This is a genomic window from candidate division WOR-3 bacterium (assembly GCA_039801365.1).
Lineage (GTDB): Bacteria > Hydrothermota > Tepidihabitantia > Tepidihabitantales > Tepidihabitantaceae > JBDRUN01.
Genome location: JBDRUN010000065.1, coordinates 1 through 15,618, shown reverse-complemented (window position 1 = coordinate 15,618; position 15,618 = coordinate 1). Strand labels below are relative to the sequence as shown.

The 15,618-nt window shown below is 59.3% G+C and carries 15 protein-coding genes; 7 read left to right on the top strand and 8 right to left on the bottom strand.

All coding sequences use genetic code 11. From position 1 onward, the window contains the following. Positions 1–542 (top strand): T9SS type A sorting domain-containing protein (locus tag ABIL25_08295; GenBank protein MEO0082275.1); only part of this gene is annotated, 542 nt, incomplete at its 5' end. Positions 543–821: 279 nt separating this feature from the next. Here the strand turns inward: ABIL25_08295 and ABIL25_08290 are convergent. The 5 genes from ABIL25_08290 to ABIL25_08270 form a co-directional block, all read right to left on the bottom strand. Then, positions 822–1,328, bottom strand: coding sequence for a nitroreductase family protein (locus ABIL25_08290; protein ID MEO0082274.1), 507 nt, complete (start codon positions 1,326–1,328; stop codon positions 822–824). Positions 1,329–1,598: 270 nt separating this feature from the next. Further along, positions 1,599–3,467, bottom strand: coding sequence for a hypothetical protein (locus ABIL25_08285; GenBank protein MEO0082273.1), 1,869 nt, complete (start codon positions 3,465–3,467; stop codon positions 1,599–1,601). A 91-nt stretch (positions 3,468–3,558) separates the two neighbouring features. Beyond that, a complete protein-coding gene (locus ABIL25_08280; protein ID MEO0082272.1) occupies positions 3,559–4,401 on the bottom strand; it encodes a metallophosphoesterase in 843 nt (280 codons plus the stop codon). After that, positions 4,391–5,098: a hypothetical protein gene (locus tag ABIL25_08275; GenBank protein MEO0082271.1), complete on the bottom strand. Its 708-nt coding sequence runs from the start codon at positions 5,096–5,098 to the stop codon at positions 4,391–4,393. Before ABIL25_08275 ends, ABIL25_08280 begins: the two co-directional genes overlap by 11 nt. A gap of 59 nt (positions 5,099–5,157) precedes the next feature. Beyond that, complete coding sequence (locus ABIL25_08270; protein ID MEO0082270.1) at positions 5,158–5,871, bottom strand: SIMPL domain-containing protein; 714 nt, start codon at positions 5,869–5,871, stop codon at positions 5,158–5,160. Between the two features lie 179 nt (positions 5,872–6,050). Here ABIL25_08270 and ABIL25_08265 point away from each other — a divergent pair, with 179 nt between their 5' ends. The 6 genes from ABIL25_08265 (at position 6,051) to ABIL25_08240 (ending at position 10,693) form a co-directional block, all read left to right on the top strand. Further along, positions 6,051–6,713: a YHS domain-containing protein gene (locus ABIL25_08265; GenBank protein ID MEO0082269.1), complete on the top strand. Its 663-nt coding sequence runs from the start codon at positions 6,051–6,053 to the stop codon at positions 6,711–6,713. Between the two features lie 119 nt (positions 6,714–6,832). Beyond that, a complete protein-coding gene (locus tag ABIL25_08260) occupies positions 6,833–7,885 on the top strand; it encodes an AIR synthase family protein (protein ID MEO0082268.1) in 1,053 nt (350 codons plus the stop codon). 44 nt (positions 7,886–7,929) lie between these two features. Next, positions 7,930–8,487, top strand: a complete 558-nt coding sequence (locus tag ABIL25_08255) for a thiamine-phosphate synthase family protein (protein MEO0082267.1) — start codon at positions 7,930–7,932, stop codon at positions 8,485–8,487. A gap of 173 nt (positions 8,488–8,660) precedes the next feature. After that, positions 8,661–9,326 (top strand): nucleotidyl transferase AbiEii/AbiGii toxin family protein, encoded by a 666-nt coding sequence (locus ABIL25_08250; protein MEO0082266.1) that lies wholly within the window; start codon positions 8,661–8,663, stop codon positions 9,324–9,326. Further along, on the top strand, positions 9,323–9,913 hold the full coding sequence (locus ABIL25_08245; protein ID MEO0082265.1) for a hypothetical protein: 591 nt from the start codon (positions 9,323–9,325) through the stop codon (positions 9,911–9,913). The genes ABIL25_08250 and ABIL25_08245 overlap by 4 nt, the downstream gene beginning before the upstream one ends. A 408-nt stretch (positions 9,914–10,321) precedes the next feature. Further along, positions 10,322–10,693, top strand: a complete 372-nt coding sequence (locus tag ABIL25_08240; protein ID MEO0082264.1) for a hypothetical protein — start codon at positions 10,322–10,324, stop codon at positions 10,691–10,693. Positions 10,694–10,733: 40 nt separating this feature from the next. Here ABIL25_08240 and ABIL25_08235 read toward each other — a convergent pair whose 3' ends face one another. From ABIL25_08235 to alaS, 3 genes are all read right to left on the bottom strand, one after another. Continuing rightward, positions 10,734–11,486: a creatininase family protein gene (locus tag ABIL25_08235; protein ID MEO0082263.1), complete on the bottom strand. Its 753-nt coding sequence runs from the start codon at positions 11,484–11,486 to the stop codon at positions 10,734–10,736. A 30-nt stretch (positions 11,487–11,516) separates the two neighbouring features. Further along, a complete protein-coding gene (locus ABIL25_08230; GenBank protein MEO0082262.1) occupies positions 11,517–12,677 on the bottom strand; it encodes a hypothetical protein in 1,161 nt (386 codons plus the stop codon). A 134-nt stretch (positions 12,678–12,811) separates the two neighbouring features. Further along, the gene (gene alaS / locus ABIL25_08225) at positions 12,812–15,472 is read right to left on the bottom strand and encodes an alanine--tRNA ligase (protein ID MEO0082261.1); all 2,661 of its coding nucleotides are present in this window, start codon (positions 15,470–15,472) and stop codon (positions 12,812–12,814) included. Between the last annotated feature and the right edge of the window lie 146 nt (positions 15,473–15,618).

The following is a 15,618-nucleotide window of genomic DNA, read 5'->3' as shown; positions in this document are numbered from 1 at the left end:
GGAGCAACCTGTATGCGCTCAAAGGCGGCAACACGCAAGGCTTCTTCAAGTACTTCCCTGGTCCAGACACCTGGCATCAGCTTGACACCGTGCCTGGTAACGGCAGCACGGCCAAGAAGAAGCGGGTGAAGGCAGGTGGTGACCTAGTAGCCTATGGTGGCGGAGCGTTCTTTGCCCTGAAGGGCAACAAGTGCTACGAACTGTGGCGCTATGTTGAAGGCACGACTCCATACGGCCTACCATTCGTGGCCAGCCGTTCTGGGGTGCAGGCTGGACTCAGTGCACATCGTTCAACGTTCAGGGTCTCGCCCAACCCGCTTGCTGGTGGCTGGGCAATGGTGCGCTACAGCCTGCCCAAGGCCGGGCCGGTGACGGTGACTGTCTTTGATGTTGCCGGCCGGTCGGTCCAGCGGCAGACGCTTGTGGCGAACAAGGCTGGTGCGGTTGCGCTAGACCTGCGCAAGGTTGCATCAGGCATATACCTTGTCCGGCTTGACGCTAGCGGCTACTCGCAGACCCAGAAGCTAGTGGTGCAGAGATAGACCGATTGGTCGGGTCGTACTGATCCGACATCCAACGCCGGGGCGGGACAAACCCGCCCCGGTGAGTTTACGCTGCGAGCATGCGGCACTTCTCGGTCATGCAAAGTATCACAGCAGACCTGCTGTCGAAAGCTCTAACGGGAGAACTGACGAGAAATTGCCGGGTGTGCTACCCGGCGACGGAAACAATGTCGAAACACCGGACTCCGAAGCTGCAGCAGAGAGTTCTTCTGGCGCATTGCGTCAGGGATATTGCATGCAACCTGAAGCCTCAGGCGGCTACCAGCGCTCGCGATGGACTTTGTCTGGGTCGTACTGAGTGCGGGGTTCCTTTTCTTCGGCCGGATGACCGACCGCAATAAGGCACAGGAGTCCAATCCCGGCTGGAATGCCGAGGAATTCCTTGATTGCTCTTTCCCGGTCCGGCCTCGGGTGCACGCCGAGCCAGCAGGTACCAAGCCCCAGCATTGCCGCGGCAACGAGAATATTCTCGGTCGCGGCCGAGCAGTCTTGAATCCAGTAGTCGGGTGCCACTTCAGTGTCACCGCATACCGCGATGCATGCTCGGGCAGTCGCGAGCATCTTGCCGTGAGGGTGAATCTGGGCGAGCTGCGTAAGCCTTGGCCGGTCGGTCACGACCACGAATCGCCATGGTTGACGATTGTTGGCACTGGGCGCAGCCATGGCGGCCTCAAGGAGTGCTTTCAGGTCTTGCGCTGCTACCGGTTCGTCAGTATATGCGCGGACACTCCGGCGCGCGAATATCGGCCTAATACGCTGATCCATATTTTCTCCTGTTGTTGCCTCAAAGGCTAACTGGCAGCCGACGGTTTTTCAAGCCTGGCGTTTGGCATGTGAATCAGGTGCCTTGCCCCTGATTCTCCAACCGGACCGAAACTCAGAATTCCGAACTCTGAGTTCAGAATATCCCCACGGGTTACCTAGACTCCGTGCGTCCGACGCCCGGCGTAAGCAAGGCTGTGCTCCCTCTGCACGCTTTCAGGCCATTGGCCCGCCTAAGCAGGGCTGGCAGCCAGCCTTGACCTAACCCGTTGTTCAGCGCACGAGAATAAGTCGTGCACACAAGGCGTGCGCTGTGGTTGTGAGGACATAGGCTCCGGGCTCAAGACCTGTGGTCGAAATCCGCAGTTCGTGATGGCCGGCCGCAAGTGACCCAGAAAACAGCTTCCCGGCAAGTCGGCCTGAACAGTCCCACGCGCTCACCGTTATTTCCTGCGGTGCGGCAAGCGACACTGTGAGGCTAACCTGAGCGCCGACGCGGGTAACCGAACTGCTGGACAAGAGCCGGCCTTGAGTCTGGCCTTCCAGCACGCCGACTGGCACGTGGCGATAGAATCCAGTACGTTCTTTGTTGAACCGGAACGTTGGGCAGGGCAGGGTTGTCGAGTCGGTCGGACCTTCGGTGTCCCATACATAGAGCCGACCGTCGCGGCCTTCCATCAGGATTTCGTTCAAGTTATCGCCGTCGAAGTCAGCAACAAACGGTGTGCGCGACATCGGAATGATTCCCTCGATAAATGCGTACGATCCGACATCAGGCAACCAGTAGGTAGGGAATCCACGCCTGGGCCAGCCGGTCAGGCTGTCACCGGTCTTGGTGATGACATAGAACGCCGAGTCGCATCCGGTCGTGGCGATTTCCGGGCCGCACCCAAAGTCCAGGTTCGCGACCCCGGGTGAGTACCAGACCGCGTTGCGGGTTGTGTAAGGAAACCCGGACACCGGCGTGCCGTTTGATCGGAATGCGTGGACCCGGCCAGACCAGCGGGTGTTGTCGGTCTGCCGCCCGGAGGTGCCGGTGATGATTTCAAGCGAGCCGTCGGCATCAATGTCAGCCACGGCCGCGGAGGCGAACGCCCGGGTCACGGGATTTGGCGGGTAGTAGTTGGCGTCAAGGGTCAGGTTGACCGGAAACCCTGAGAGCATCACACCACTAGTGTCAAAGCAGTCGAGCCAGCCGGTGCGACGGCAGAGGATGATTTCTGGCGCACCGTCGAGGTTTACGTCGGCCACGACGGGCGAGGAATAGTCCGGTGTGTAGCCCGCACCCGGGCCTTCGGTTATCCATGAACGGCGGACCGTGCCGTCCGAGTTCAAGATGAACAGCCGACGCTCAACCAGCGGGTAAGGATACTCGCGCTGAAACCGGCCGGTATGGCAGACGATTTCCTTTTTTCCGTCTCCGTCGAGGTCCGCGACCGCCGGACTGGTGTAGGCACCATGGCGGTCGAGCGTGTCGGAGTAGAACAGGCATTTCCAGAGCGAGTCACCATCATGGCGCAGGACGTAACATCCAGCCCCAGGCTTGCGAATTGAGCCAAGGTCCTCGACGTGGACCACGACCTCGAGCGTGTCGTCACCGTCCACGTCCGCGGCCGCAACCTCAGAATGTGACTCGTGATATGGGTCCTCGGGCCAGCCGGGCAAAATGAAGGGCCAGCCGGGTTTTGTTCTGCCGGTCATCCCGTCGAGCACGTAGATGCGGTTCTTATACAGTGGCGGTTCGGCGAAATGAGTCTCGGCCATCGGCATGATGATTTCGTCGCGGCCGTCAAGGTCAAGGTCAGCGAGAGTGACCGACGGCATTTCCGGGTTGCCGGAAACACCCCAGGTGTCAGACCAGACGAAGCTAAGGTCGTCATCGAACACGACGAGCTTGGTGATATTCAGGTCGTTCGGCGCAGGCTTGGACAGACGGCAGACGATTTCAAGTCCCGGGTCATTGTCAAGGTTCCCGGCGTTGACCGCTACGCCCCAGCGGCCGGATAGGTCAATGATTGTGTCGTCGAGCGCTGCCAGCTCAACGGAGTGTTCGCCGGCAGGTGTAGTCTTCGTCAGTACGAAGACCTTTCCCGGTGGCAAGAACAGCGATGTCGCACAAAGCACGAACAACGAAGAAATCATTGTTGCCTCCTTGCACAAGCCTAGCACTACGTTGGCTAGGGGTCAAGAATGCCTGCGGTTGGTTTATCGTCTATACCACCGCGGCGGACCGCTAGAACTCCACGCGCTCCCAGAAGAGCGAGTCGCGGGTAAAAGTGAAGAGCAGGTAGCCGTTAGTGCCATAGTCCAAGTCAAGCGACATGGTACCGGCGATGAAGTGATGGACGCCGGCGATTTCGGTATGACGCCAGCCATGAATGTGGCCGGAAACTATCGCGTGCACCCGGTATTCCGAGAGCATTGATTCGAGCCGGAGGCGCTCAGCGGTGCTGGCCATTCGCCACATTGTGGGTGTGATACCGTCGTAGCAGGGGAAGTGAGTGCAAACGACCTTGCGGCAACTGCGAGATTTTGAAAGTTCCTGCTCTAGCCATGCAAACTGACGTTCGCCGACCGTGCCCTCGGCCGTGTCGAGGAAGATAAGCTTCAACCGGTCCGCGATCGTGACCGAGTAGCAGCTAGGGCCGAAGTTGTCGCGGAAGCGCTGCCAGCCTTCTTTCTGGTACAAGTCATGGTTGCCGATAGTCGCGTAGTACGGCACGCCGACCGAGTCGAGCGCCGCCCTGATAGTAGTCACTTCTTGCTCGGTGGCGTCGTTGGTCAGGTCGCCGAGCACGCAGAAGAAAGAGATGTGCTTCGGGCCGATGTCTTCGCGGAAGCGGCCGAGGAGGTGCTTGCCGTCGGAGCCAACCTGAGGGTCGCCGAATACCGCAAAGCAGAATGAGTCGCGGGAAACTTCGACCGGTTCGGGCCAGGGAATTTCACCAGCGATGCTTGCTTTGACTCGCTCGTCAACTGTCGGCCGACAAACAATCTGGGCAAGGTCCCATCGGCAGCCGGCACAGACAAGGAACAAGGCCAAGCGAAGCAGGCCAGACAGCCGGCTAGAAGCCATGTCTTACTCCGAGTTCGGCGGTGATTTCCGGGAATGAGATGAGCAATCCGGAAAGACCGGTCATCGCGGTGCGACAACGGCAGACAAAGCTCAAGTCCGAAGCGATACGCCAAGAGCCGGACAGCTCCACCGGAAATTGCTGAGGATTGTGCAGCTCCATCAGGTTGACGTTGGCCAGTTCGGCTGACGCAGAGAACCGGCCAAGCTCAATGAAGTCCCATCTTGCCCGGTAGAGGAAATTCACCTCTGGCGCGTCACTCGAGAACCACCAAGGCAGCCAGTAGCGGACCGTGCTGAAAACCGGTGCCCGATAGGCGATGCCCAGTCCAAACAGTGCTCGATGATGCGGTCTGACGTCTAAGAGGAATATTGCCCGGTTTTCGCCCACGAGCCAGTCATTCCACTGTTCGTGCTGAAGCCCAATTTGGACCTGGGCTTGCCAGAAGTCAGTGGCGTAGATGCCTGCTGTCAGTCCGAGTCGGGAAAAGCCGGGATGATCGAACGCGCTGAAGCTTGTGCCCGCTTCAATTCGGATGCGGTGATGGGGGGCAAAACTGGCGCGAAGCGTGCCCAAGAGTTTCGACTCGACACCGGCTTCGTAGCGGTAACCGATAAATAGTTGCTGTTCAGCGGCGTATGCCAGGGACAGGACAGGGCCGAGGAGTAGTAGAATCAGTGCGAACCGACCGGGCTTCACTGACCGAGCATAGAGCAAGACCAGCAGCCGGTCAAGCAGCCTGCGCCGGGTGGTTTCGGCTACTCGATCTCGTAAGTTATGTTGACCGTGTGGCTGAGCTTGGTTTGGCCCGGGGCGAGTGGTGTTTCGCCTAGTTCCCCACCGCGGTACTGGGCTTCGACGTTCGCCTGAGCATAGTAGCCGCCATACCAGCCGGGTTCGACTTCAGATATCGAAATCGGCCGGCCCAGCTTCACGCCGGTTACTTCGGCAATCTTTTCGGCCTTGACCCGGGCTGCCTTGAGTGCTTCGACGCGTGCTTCCTGATTGTACTTCTTCGGATTCTCGACCGTGAAGCTGACGTTCGATACCCGCGTCGCACCAGCGTTCACCGCGGCATCGAGTACGCTTGAGACTTTGCCGAGGTCGCGGACATTTACCCGGAGCGAGTGAGATACCAAGTAGCCTTCGAATATCTGGCGGCCGGTCTTTTCTTCGTACCGGTAACGGGGCGACACGGTCAGACCGCCGGTCTGGATATCCTTGGGCTCAATGCCCTGGGCCTTTACTGCGGCCAGTACTGCTTCGACAATGCTGGCGTTTGCCTTGTAGGCTGCGACCGCGCTGTGCTTGTCTTCGGTCTCGACACCGAAGCCGAGATAGCAGATGTCAGGCGTCACGGTCACCTCGGCGGTGCCGGTGACGGCCAGAGTTCTGACGGTCTCGTCTCTGGTTGCGGCAACCAGTGGCACCGTACAGAGCAGAGTCAAGAAAAGGGACAGGTGCTTCGTCATAGATGCTCCTTATGTCTTGGCCCCCATGTTGCCGTCAGTATCGGTGTTTGTCAATCGCGGCCCGAAGTTGCCCCCTACCTTGCGTCCGAGTATAATACGATAACCGTTGCGCTGTGCGGTAGCGAAAGACATTCTGAATTGCCGCGCAGTCCGCGTAAGACTACAGGACAGGAGAAAACGTGAAATACTCAACAATCGCAGCAGCAGTCACTGGCATGATACTACTTACGGCTGGTGCCCTGGCCGGACCGGGATGTGGTGGCTGTGCCAGAGCCTGCGGTGAACAACGGACAATGCCGGAGAGCGTGCAGCTTATGACACTGACCGGAGACACAGTTGACCTGGTTGCGGAACTCAAAATCGGCCCGAGAGTTCTTTTCACCTTTACTCCGGATTCAGCCGGTAGGTTGGTTGCGGCCGCGGTGCAGAAGGCAGCAAATGAGTCAGGTGATACGACGATCACGCTTCTCGGCGTTGTGTGCGGCTCAAGGCAGATGGCGGTTCAGGCGCAGGAAGAGCTGGGGCTCAATTTTCCTCTTGTGCTGGACCGGGGCTGTGCCGGTTCCCTGGTGCTTGGCCTTGCTTACTGTCCAGGCGCGACATTCGTAAACCGCGAGGGTGCAATCGTGGGCCGGGCGTATGTTTTCACGCCCGAGGTGCTGGCTCAAGGGTTCGCAGCGATACGCAAGCCGACCGGAGAAACAGACCCGGTGTGCAAAATGACGGTTACACCCAAGACTGCGGTCAGTTCTTACGTGCACAAGGGAAAGACCTACTACTTCTGCAGCAAGGCATGCCGGGCCGCGTTTGTCAAGAACCCGGAGAAGTACCTGAAGAACTGACACCGGGCGTCCGACGCCTGAAACCCGGGGCGACCCTGAAGACCCCGACCGGAAGAGAATTGACCGGGACTTTACCCGAAGCGGGTTGACCGGTGCGGGCAGTTGCGTAGAATCGCCACATGAAAGAGAAGCTGCCGGAAATAGGAAAAATATCCCAGCAGGTATTTGAGGAACTGATTTACCCACGGCTCGGAGCGAAGAGCCGTAACGTTCTTGTCGGCCCGATGCACGGGGTAGACACAGGAATCGTTCGCATCGGCAACCGGGCCGTAGCGATGACCACTGACCCGGTGTTCATTGTGCCCGAATACGGGTGGGAACGCGCGGCGTGGTTTGCTATTCACATTCTGCTTTCAGACGTGGTGACGAGCGGGTTGGCGCCAACCTACCTTGCCATTGACTTCAATCTACCAATGCAGATTACCGAAGAACAACTGGAAATCGTCTGGAAGACAATCCATCGGGAGTGCAAGCGCTACGGAGTCTCGGTAGTAACAGGCCATACGGCACGGTACGGCAACTGCGGATACCCGATGGTGGGTGGCGCGACAGTGCTGGCTGAGGGCGGTCTTTCCGACTACGTCTCGCCCAGGTTTGCCCGGCCAGGAGATGCCATCATTGTGACCAAAGGACCGGCCATCGAGGCGTCGGGGATTTTCGCCGCAATGTTTCCCCAGAAGCTGGCCGAGAAGTACGGTGAGGCGTTTGCCCGGAAAGCAGAAAGGCTTTTCTGGCAGATGTCAGTAGTCGAGGATGCGCTCGCGGCAATCAGCGTCGGCACGCGGCAGAAGGGTGTGACCGCGATGCACGACGCGACCGAATGCGGGCTGTGGGGCGGATTGTACGAGATGGCCCAGGCCGGCGGTTTCGGCGTGCGGGTGGTGAAAGAGCAGATACCGGTGATGCCGTGCGTCGCGGAGATATGCGACCTGTACGGCATTGACCCGTACAAGTCAATCAGCGAGGGAACGCTTATCATAATGTGCCGGCCACAGAAAGCGGACAAAGTCCTTTCCGCGCTCAAGAAGAAGCGCATTCCGGCCGCGGTGGTGGGTGAGGTCACGCGCAAGGGAATGGTGCTTGTGGAGAACGGCCGCGAGAAGCCGCTGGTCCATCCGGTCGTGGACCCGTTTTGGGCCGCGTACTTCAAGTCGCTGGAGAAGATGCGGTGAAGGCCGGGCGCAGGTCAAATAGGGCCTATTCCCCAAAGCAGCGCTTGGAGCGCGCCGTCCGCCTGCTCGAATCCTGCCGCGAGTTTGCCATGCTTGTGCCGGAGGTGCGCGTCAATGTCGTGCTTGTGCCCAACGATGCGGTCAGACCCGAACAGGTGTTGGGCGTTGACGGTAGAATCACGGTGGTAGCCGGTAAGCCCAGGGCGTCGGGTCCGATTCGGCCGGGCGTGTCTGACCATATGGCCCGGCTGATGCTGGAAGCACGCAAGTATGACCCGAGTGTCCGCGCTGGTCTGAACTTCCGCTGGAACGAAGCCATCCACGAGTACGTGAAAGGCTATTGCGCCGAGAACGGCCTTGGGTTCGGGTGCATTGACCGTACGCTCGAACCAAAGGTACTTATCGGCAAGGACAAAGGCTCGATTCCGTGGAAGGTGAAGTTCCTGGTCGAGGCCGCGGGTGGCAAGGTGCCGCCGGTATTCTACGAGACACGCGGCTGGGGCAAGGAGCCCTTGTTCTTCCTGGTCGGCCCGGACCCGGTCTCGGTCGTCAGGCGGGCCCTCGCCATCGCCCGCGGCCTTGCCCGCGCCGTGGCCCGCTGACCGCGGGCACTCACTTACCGAAGACCGACAGACCGCCAAGAGCGCCAGGATAGACCAGAAAGAACGCCAGAGAAGCAGCGAGTGCCGTCCTGCACGCGCTCCGTGCGGGCTGACTTGACAACTTGCCGACATATGATAATATTCACGCAGTATTAGCATTTCTGATAACTAATATGGAACTATCAATAGCACTGAGGCTGGCCGCAGAGCTCGGTATTGCCGTCGAGTCGGTGGTGCGCGAGTACTGGGAATTGGCGGTGTTGCGCGTCCTGCTCGGCACGCCGGCCGGCGTGCGGCTGGTGTTCAAGGGCGGTACCGCACTGCGCCTGGCGTACGGCTCGCCGCGGTTTTCTGACGACCTGGACTTCTCGCTCGCGAAGGCGATGGGCTTTCGCGCGTTTGAGTCATCAATCTGCCAGGTCCGCATGGCCTATTCAGACCTTGAACTGACTGACCTGGCCGAGAAGCGCCGGACGTTTCTGGCCGAGTTCCGCATCAGGGATGCGGTGCTGGAGCGGCCGTTCCGCCAAGTGATTGAAGTGAGCCGGCGCAGGCCCGGGTCAGAGGCGAACGAGCTCCGTCTCCTTTCCTCACCCTGCTCGCCCTTGAAGGTGCTGGCGCGAGTGGCGACGGCCGAGGCAATCCGGAAAGACAAACTGGCCGCGCTGGCCGAGCGCAAGGCAGCCAGGGATCTTTTTGACCTGTGGTTCATAGCACAGGCGACGGGCCGCAGTCTTCCGGCCGAGCTCCCCCGGTTTGACGTGCGGGTACTCAGGCGAGACCTGCGCAAGTACCTGCCGAGGAGCTATTACCCGGTTGTCGAGGAGCTAGCAAAGTGAGGCGTGACGTACTTGAAGCCCTGCGGCGGCTGGGGAAAACGTACTACACCACCGCGGACCTGGCCAAGGTCACCGGACATTCAGCCGGGAGTCTGCGCGTGTTTCTTGCACGCTGGACAAAGGCCGGGCTGCTGAAGCGTATCGGAACCGGGCTCTACGGTCTGCCTGACGTTGCGCCGGACCTCGAACGGCTGGGCAACGCGTACTACTTCCCTTCCTACCTTTCGTTTGAGTCGGCCTTGGCGCGGTACGGAGTCCAGAGTCAGATGCCGTACGCGCTTACCTTTGCCACGTCCCGCCGGTCTCGCCGCCTGAAGCTCGCGGATACTGAGATAGAGTACCGCCAGCTGCGCCAGGACCTATTCTTCGGCTATGAGCAGCAGGACTCTCTATATGTGGCCTGGCCGGAAAAGGCGCTGGCCGACCTTCTTTATCTTGTGTCGCTGGGCCGGGCCAGTTGCGACATCAGGGCGCTGAACCTGAAGCCGCTGGACAGAAGCCGGTTCAGCAAACTGATAGCTAGATTCCCGGAAAGAACTCAGAAACTTGCAGCAGGTAGTGGTCTTCCAGTCCGGGTACGAAGCTGAGCCGGTCGCCTAACTGAAGTACCTGTAATTGCCGGCACGGTTCCCGGCTGAACTCTGGTTCGGACCGGCGAAGCTGCTGGCGCGCCATCTAGCTGCACGGTTCTTGGACATAGTTTAGCCCGAACTTTCCGGCCACTTGTGAACACGAATCACAGCGCGTCCAGCCCGGCAAGTAAGTGGGGGAGTCACTTCCCCTGCCATAAGCGGTGCGAAACTCAGCACCAGGTAACTACAGGCAACTCGCTGAAGGACAAGTGGTTAGGGCCTGTATTCGGAGAAACGGCAGGCTTACTGGAGATTCCCTGGGCAAAAGCGGCACCCATGTCCATATAACTTGGTGAAGGCAGGACAACAAAGGCAGGTTGGGTGGAACCGGTCGAAAAGTCCGCTAACAGAAAGGAGGCCAATATGTCTGTGAGTCCGGAAAAGAGAGTAATGCAATGGGACAGGAAATACAACGTAGGCCGGGCGATGGCCGCGATCGAAGACCAGCGGCCGAAGATGCTCGAACGCTACGAGGCGGCAATCACCGCCCTGTGCAACGTCGAACAAATGACCCGCGAGGTCCTGAATGAGCGGGCGATTCAGACCATCAACTACGTCTGGTATCTGGACTATGCCCGGCAGTTGTTCAAACTGACACGCAAGAATGTTGCGGGCGACAGCCTGGCCCTGGCTGCCAAGGTACTACTAGACAAGTGGCAGTCGCGCGGCCTGGACCCGGACGTCCTCGCCGCGATCCGGAGCCAGGTATTCAACATCGGTCCGGTCGCGCCGTAATCGGGCACGGGATGCTCTGTACCGGGGTCTTGCCCAAATTTCAGCGGATTGTCTGCCAGCGCCGGAAGACTTCGGAGAGGGAAAGTTCGAGCTTGGCGCAGACGAGGTCCAGGAGCTTCTTGGCCTTCTTGGCGTCGAAGTCGGGGTAACCTTCGTCTTTTTCGTAGAGAATAATCGAGCCCGGGAAAGGAGAAGTGATAAGCCCCGGCGTGGCTTGGGCCGCAAGGTCAGGCTTGTATAATTCAATGCGCACTAGTTCGGGTCGGAGTGCCTGCATCATTGCGGTTTCGTCGGTGCCGGCATGGCCGCCTTCGTGACCGTAAACTTCTCTGGTTTCCTCTACACAGTGCACCCACCAGTCCACGACCAGGCTGAGTACCTTCTTGTCGCGGTAGAGCTTGAAGCAGATATTCTTGAGTTGCTCGGTATTGCCGCCGTGGCCGTTCAGGATGGCGATGCGGCGGAATCCGGTGTCGGCAAGGCTGGTGCACACTTCCCAGACATAGCGTTCAAACGTGTCGGGCGTGACGCTGGTCGAGCCAGGATAGGCGAGAAGTGAGCGAGTGATGCCGTAGGGTATGACCGGCGCAATAAGGGCGTTCAGACCGGGTGCAATGCGTTCAGCAATCGCGGCCGGGATGATGTTGTCAGTGCCGAGCGCAATGCAGCCATGGGCTTCGAGCGTGCCCACGGGCAGGAGTACCGCGTCAATCATATCCGGGACAAGCTGCCTGAACTCAATCCAGGTCAGCTCTTCGATCTTCCAGGTGCGCATCACTTTTTCCTTCGCCATATTTACCGCCGGGTTTTCTGAGTCCTTTCGCTAGTTCACCTGGATGCCGACCATCAGCCCAGCCCATGCCTGGTACCACAGTTTTTCCTGCCAAAGCCAGCCTTCTTTGAATCCAAAGGCAATCGTTGTCATTCGCGCATGGTCCTCACTGTCCTTGAGCCGCATGCTCAAGGTGGGACCAATCACAATCGAACCGCGGCGACCGATTGTGAAGCCGAGCTGGGGACGCAGTTTGGCGAAGAAGTCTGTGCCGAGCCTCCAATCCGTTAGTTCCTCACCACTGGTCATGCCGTAGCCGGTTAGGTCCAGGTCGAAGAAGAGCGTGTTCTTGAGTGGGAAGTGGCCGCCGAGTCCGTGAGCGAGAAGCCAGCGGGTACCGGGGTCGGCGAGCGGTGCGACACCGAGCGCGAACAGGCTGTAGATGTGTTTGGAGCCAAGTTTAGCACCAAGCTGGGGCAGGCCGGTCTCATCGGCCCAGACCGAGATTGCCTTATACCCGTTACCGATGATGCTGACGTTACCCAGGGCCTCACCATCAAGATACGAGCAGATGTTGACATTGCCAAGCATGAATCCCGATCCGGCATGGGTGACGTTGACATTACCGGCGATTACGCCACGAAAGTCGCCGGTGACATTGACGTTGCCAAAAAGCAGGCCGCGGACCATGCCGGAGACGTTCACGTTGCCGACCTGACCACCCCAGACGTTACGACCGATGTTGACGTTGCCGAGTTGGAAACCATTGACGTCGGTCGTAACGTTGACGTTGCCGAGCTGGAGCCCGGAGCCCAGGTTGCCGGCGATGTTGATGCAGCCGAGCTGCAATCCCTTGAACTCGCCGTCGGTGAAGTTGAACGAGGCGAGCTGTACGCCCCGGAACTCTCCGCCGGTGATGTTGATGGCAGCAAGTTGCACACCACGCATCGTGCCGCCGACGTAGTTGAAGACCCCAGACAGTTGGCAGCCGGATGAGCTTAGCCGGTCAATATTGAACACGCCGCCCAACTCGAAGCCATGCACCGCACCGATGTTGCCGCCAATGACATTGAACGAGAAGCGGGATTCAATACTACTGCTGCCGGCGCCGTTGGTTGAAAGCGGAGGAAATAGGGAAACCGATACCGGCCGAAGGGTTAGGCCGGAAGCGAGCGCCGACGTAAAGACAAGAATGGCAAGAAGCCTGAGCATTGGGCCTCCTTTTTCACGAGCAATGATAGTTGGCAGCAGGGGGTGGTCAAGCAGCCCAGAGACTTTGTGCCAGCAATCTTTCGAAGCGTCTAGTTAAGAATTTTCTTCGCAGACGACGAGCAGACTCGGTAGAGTCAGTCCGGCGGTAACGGATTGGCAGAGTTACCCGAGTCAGCGACCTGGCGGCCTGGGGTCGAGAACGCAGCGCGGAATGTTGCGAGTCCAGCTTCGAGTCGGTCAGCCTGGCCGCCGCCTTCGGCCATGTCCGGCCGGCCGCCACCACCTCCACCCAGTGCCTGGCCTACCGTCTTTGCCAGGTTCCCGGCTGATATCGTCCGGCTCAGTTCCGGGCTGACAATAACAAGATAGCGCAGTCGACCAGCCGCAGTCCCGCCGGCGAGAAATCCGGCATATGGCGCCGGAACTTTCTCCCGCAACCGGTCGGCAACCATTCGAAGCTCAGTCTGATCAAGTTCTGGCAGGTAGCCGGTGACGATGTTCACACCGCCAACCGACTCCACCTTCTGGGCGAGTTCGTCGGCCTTATGCCGCGCCACCTGCCCGGACAACGTTCTCACCCTAGTTTCAAGCCGCTTTGTCTCTTCGACCAACGAAGTTACCTTTTGGGCCAGGAGTTCTTCGTTGGAGTTCAGGGTGTTCTTCAGGTGTCGGACAATCTCCCGTTCCTCGGCGAAGCGCCGGAATGCGGCCTTGCCAACGAGTGCCTCGATGCGCCTGATGCCAGCCGCAACCCCGGTTTCAGACATGATCCGAAACATTCCGATTTCACCAGTTGACCGCAGGTGCGTACCGCCGCACAGCTCCATTGAGAACCCGGGTACCGTGATAACCGTCACCTTCTCGCCGTACTGTTCGGCAAAGAAAGCCGCGGCGCCCATCTTTTTTGCCTGCTCTAACGGCACGTCCGTTTTTCGCTCGACCGGGCGGTCCGCGACGATCTGATCATAGACGAGGCTCTCAACCCGGTGCAACTGCTCGTCGCTCAACGGCTCGAAGGAAGCGAAGTCGAACCGGAACCGACCTGGCTCAACCAGCGAACCTTCCTGTCTTACATAGTCGCCGACAATTCTGCGCAAGGCCGCGTGCAAGAGATGAGTTGCGGTATGCGCCCGCTCGATTTCCCGGCGTCGCTCGCGGTCCAGTGTTGCAACGACCGTGCCCTTCGCAATCTCGCCCTTAACAAGCTTCGCCTTTGAGACCCTTACCCCCTGCTTGTAGTAGGTATCCAGGACCTCGAGCTCAAAGTCGCTGCTGGCAATCGTGCCGGTGTCACCGACCTGGCCTCCAGCCTCGGCGTAGAACGGCGTATCCCGGAGATAGACCTCATACAGCTTTGCTTCACGCTGCTGGTCTTCTAAGGGCAGAAACTCGACCAGCTCGGTTTCGACTTCGTCGCGCTCGTAACCGACGAACCTCGTCTCCTTCACCACGGCGGTCACTTCGGCGGCACTGATAAAAGTTGCTTTCTTGGACCGGTCGCGCTGTGCCTGCATCGCAGCCTCGAAGCCTTCGATATCGAGACGGACATTGGCATCCTGAGCCAGTTCCTTGATCAGCTCGATGTGGAAGCCGTAAGTGTCGTGCAGCTTGAAGAGAACGTCGCCCGGAATCACGGCATCGGCGCGATGCTGCTCAAGCACGTCTTGCCACAGCTCAAGGCCACAGTCAAGTGTGCGCAAGAACCGTTCTTCCTCGGACTTGATGATGAGTCCGGCCTGTTCGCGCTTTGCCACAAGCTCGGGGTAGAACTGCTTCATGTGCTCAACCACGGCCCCGGAAACCCGGAAGAGAAACGGCTCCCGCACACCTTGCTGGTGGGCGAAGAGGAGCGCCCTTCTCAGAATGCTGCGCAGAATGTAGCCCCGCGCCTCGTTTGATGGGATTGCGCCGTCGGCAATCGCAAACGTCAGGGCCCGGGCATGGTCGGCGACGACATTCAGCAGAGTACGGACCTCAGGCTGCTCGGTACTGATTCCGGGTTCGCTGTTCTTTACCTCTTGCAGGATTCTGACGGTCTCGCGCACAATCGGTGCGAACAGGTCGGTGTCAAATATCGTCTTCCTGCCCTGCGAGACCTGGGCCAGACGTTCCAGTCCCATACCGGTGTCAATGCCACGGTTCTTCAGTGGTACACGGCTACCGTCCGGCAACTGATTGAACTGCGGAAACACGATATTGTACACTTCGCTCCACCGGTCGCAGTCGCAACCTGGTGCGCAGGTTTCCTTCCCGCACCCGAACTCCGGTCCCAAGTCAGCATAGATTTCCGAGCATGGCCCGCACGCACCAGTACCGCCTGCCGGGCCCCAGAAGTTGTCCTTAGCCGTCAGCCTGAATATGCGCCTTTCCTCCAGCCCAACTTTCTTGTGCCAGACTTCGTACGCCTCATCGTCCTCCTCAAATACCGAGACTGAGAGCCGTTCGCGGTCAAGCTTCACCACTTCGGTCAGATACTCCCAGGCCCACGGTATCGCTTCGGCCTTGAAGTAGTCACCGAACGAGAAATTTCCCATCATCTCAAAGAATGTGCAGTGTCTGGGAGTCCTTCCCACCTGGGGCAGGTCGGTGGCCCGCAGACATTTCTGGATAGAACAGGCCCGGCGGTACGGCAGCTCGACCGTGCCGGCCCATAGTGGTTTGAACTGCACCATACCAGCGCTCGTGAAGAGCAGGGTTGGGTCGTCGCGTGGGATGAGCGATAGACTGGGCACAATCTTGTGCTCGCGCTTTGCGTAGAACTCAAGAAACGTCCGGCGGAGCTCACGGTGGTTCATGACGCAGGATTCTAGCCGGAAATACCGTCCGCGCAACATGTTCAGACCGGCCTAAGGGGCCGGCCAAGGCACATCGTGACCCCCTGCCTGACGCTTGCGCGTTTCATATGATACCCGTAGCGCCAGCAACTCGTCAAGGTCGAGCG

Coding starts and splice junctions, on each gene's coding strand:
- ABIL25_08285 (MEO0082273.1), bottom strand. CDS start 3,467: ATGATTTCTTCGTTGTTCGTGCTTTGTGCGACATCGCTGTTCTTGCCA.
- alaS (MEO0082261.1), bottom strand. CDS start 15,472: ATGAACCACCGTGAGCTCCGCCGGACGTTTCTTGAGTTCTACGCAAAG.
- ABIL25_08250 (MEO0082266.1), top strand. CDS start 8,661: ATGGAACTATCAATAGCACTGAGGCTGGCCGCAGAGCTCGGTATTGCC.
- ABIL25_08290 (MEO0082274.1), bottom strand. CDS start 1,328: ATGGATCAGCGTATTAGGCCGATATTCGCGCGCCGGAGTGTCCGCGCA.
- ABIL25_08240 (MEO0082264.1), top strand. CDS start 10,322: ATGTCTGTGAGTCCGGAAAAGAGAGTAATGCAATGGGACAGGAAATAC.
- ABIL25_08230 (MEO0082262.1), bottom strand. CDS start 12,677: ATGCTCAGGCTTCTTGCCATTCTTGTCTTTACGTCGGCGCTCGCTTCC.
- ABIL25_08260 (MEO0082268.1), top strand. CDS start 6,833: ATGAAAGAGAAGCTGCCGGAAATAGGAAAAATATCCCAGCAGGTATTT.
- ABIL25_08235 (MEO0082263.1), bottom strand. CDS start 11,486: ATGGCGAAGGAAAAAGTGATGCGCACCTGGAAGATCGAAGAGCTGACC.
- ABIL25_08270 (MEO0082270.1), bottom strand. CDS start 5,871: ATGACGAAGCACCTGTCCCTTTTCTTGACTCTGCTCTGTACGGTGCCA.
- ABIL25_08280 (MEO0082272.1), bottom strand. CDS start 4,401: ATGGCTTCTAGCCGGCTGTCTGGCCTGCTTCGCTTGGCCTTGTTCCTT.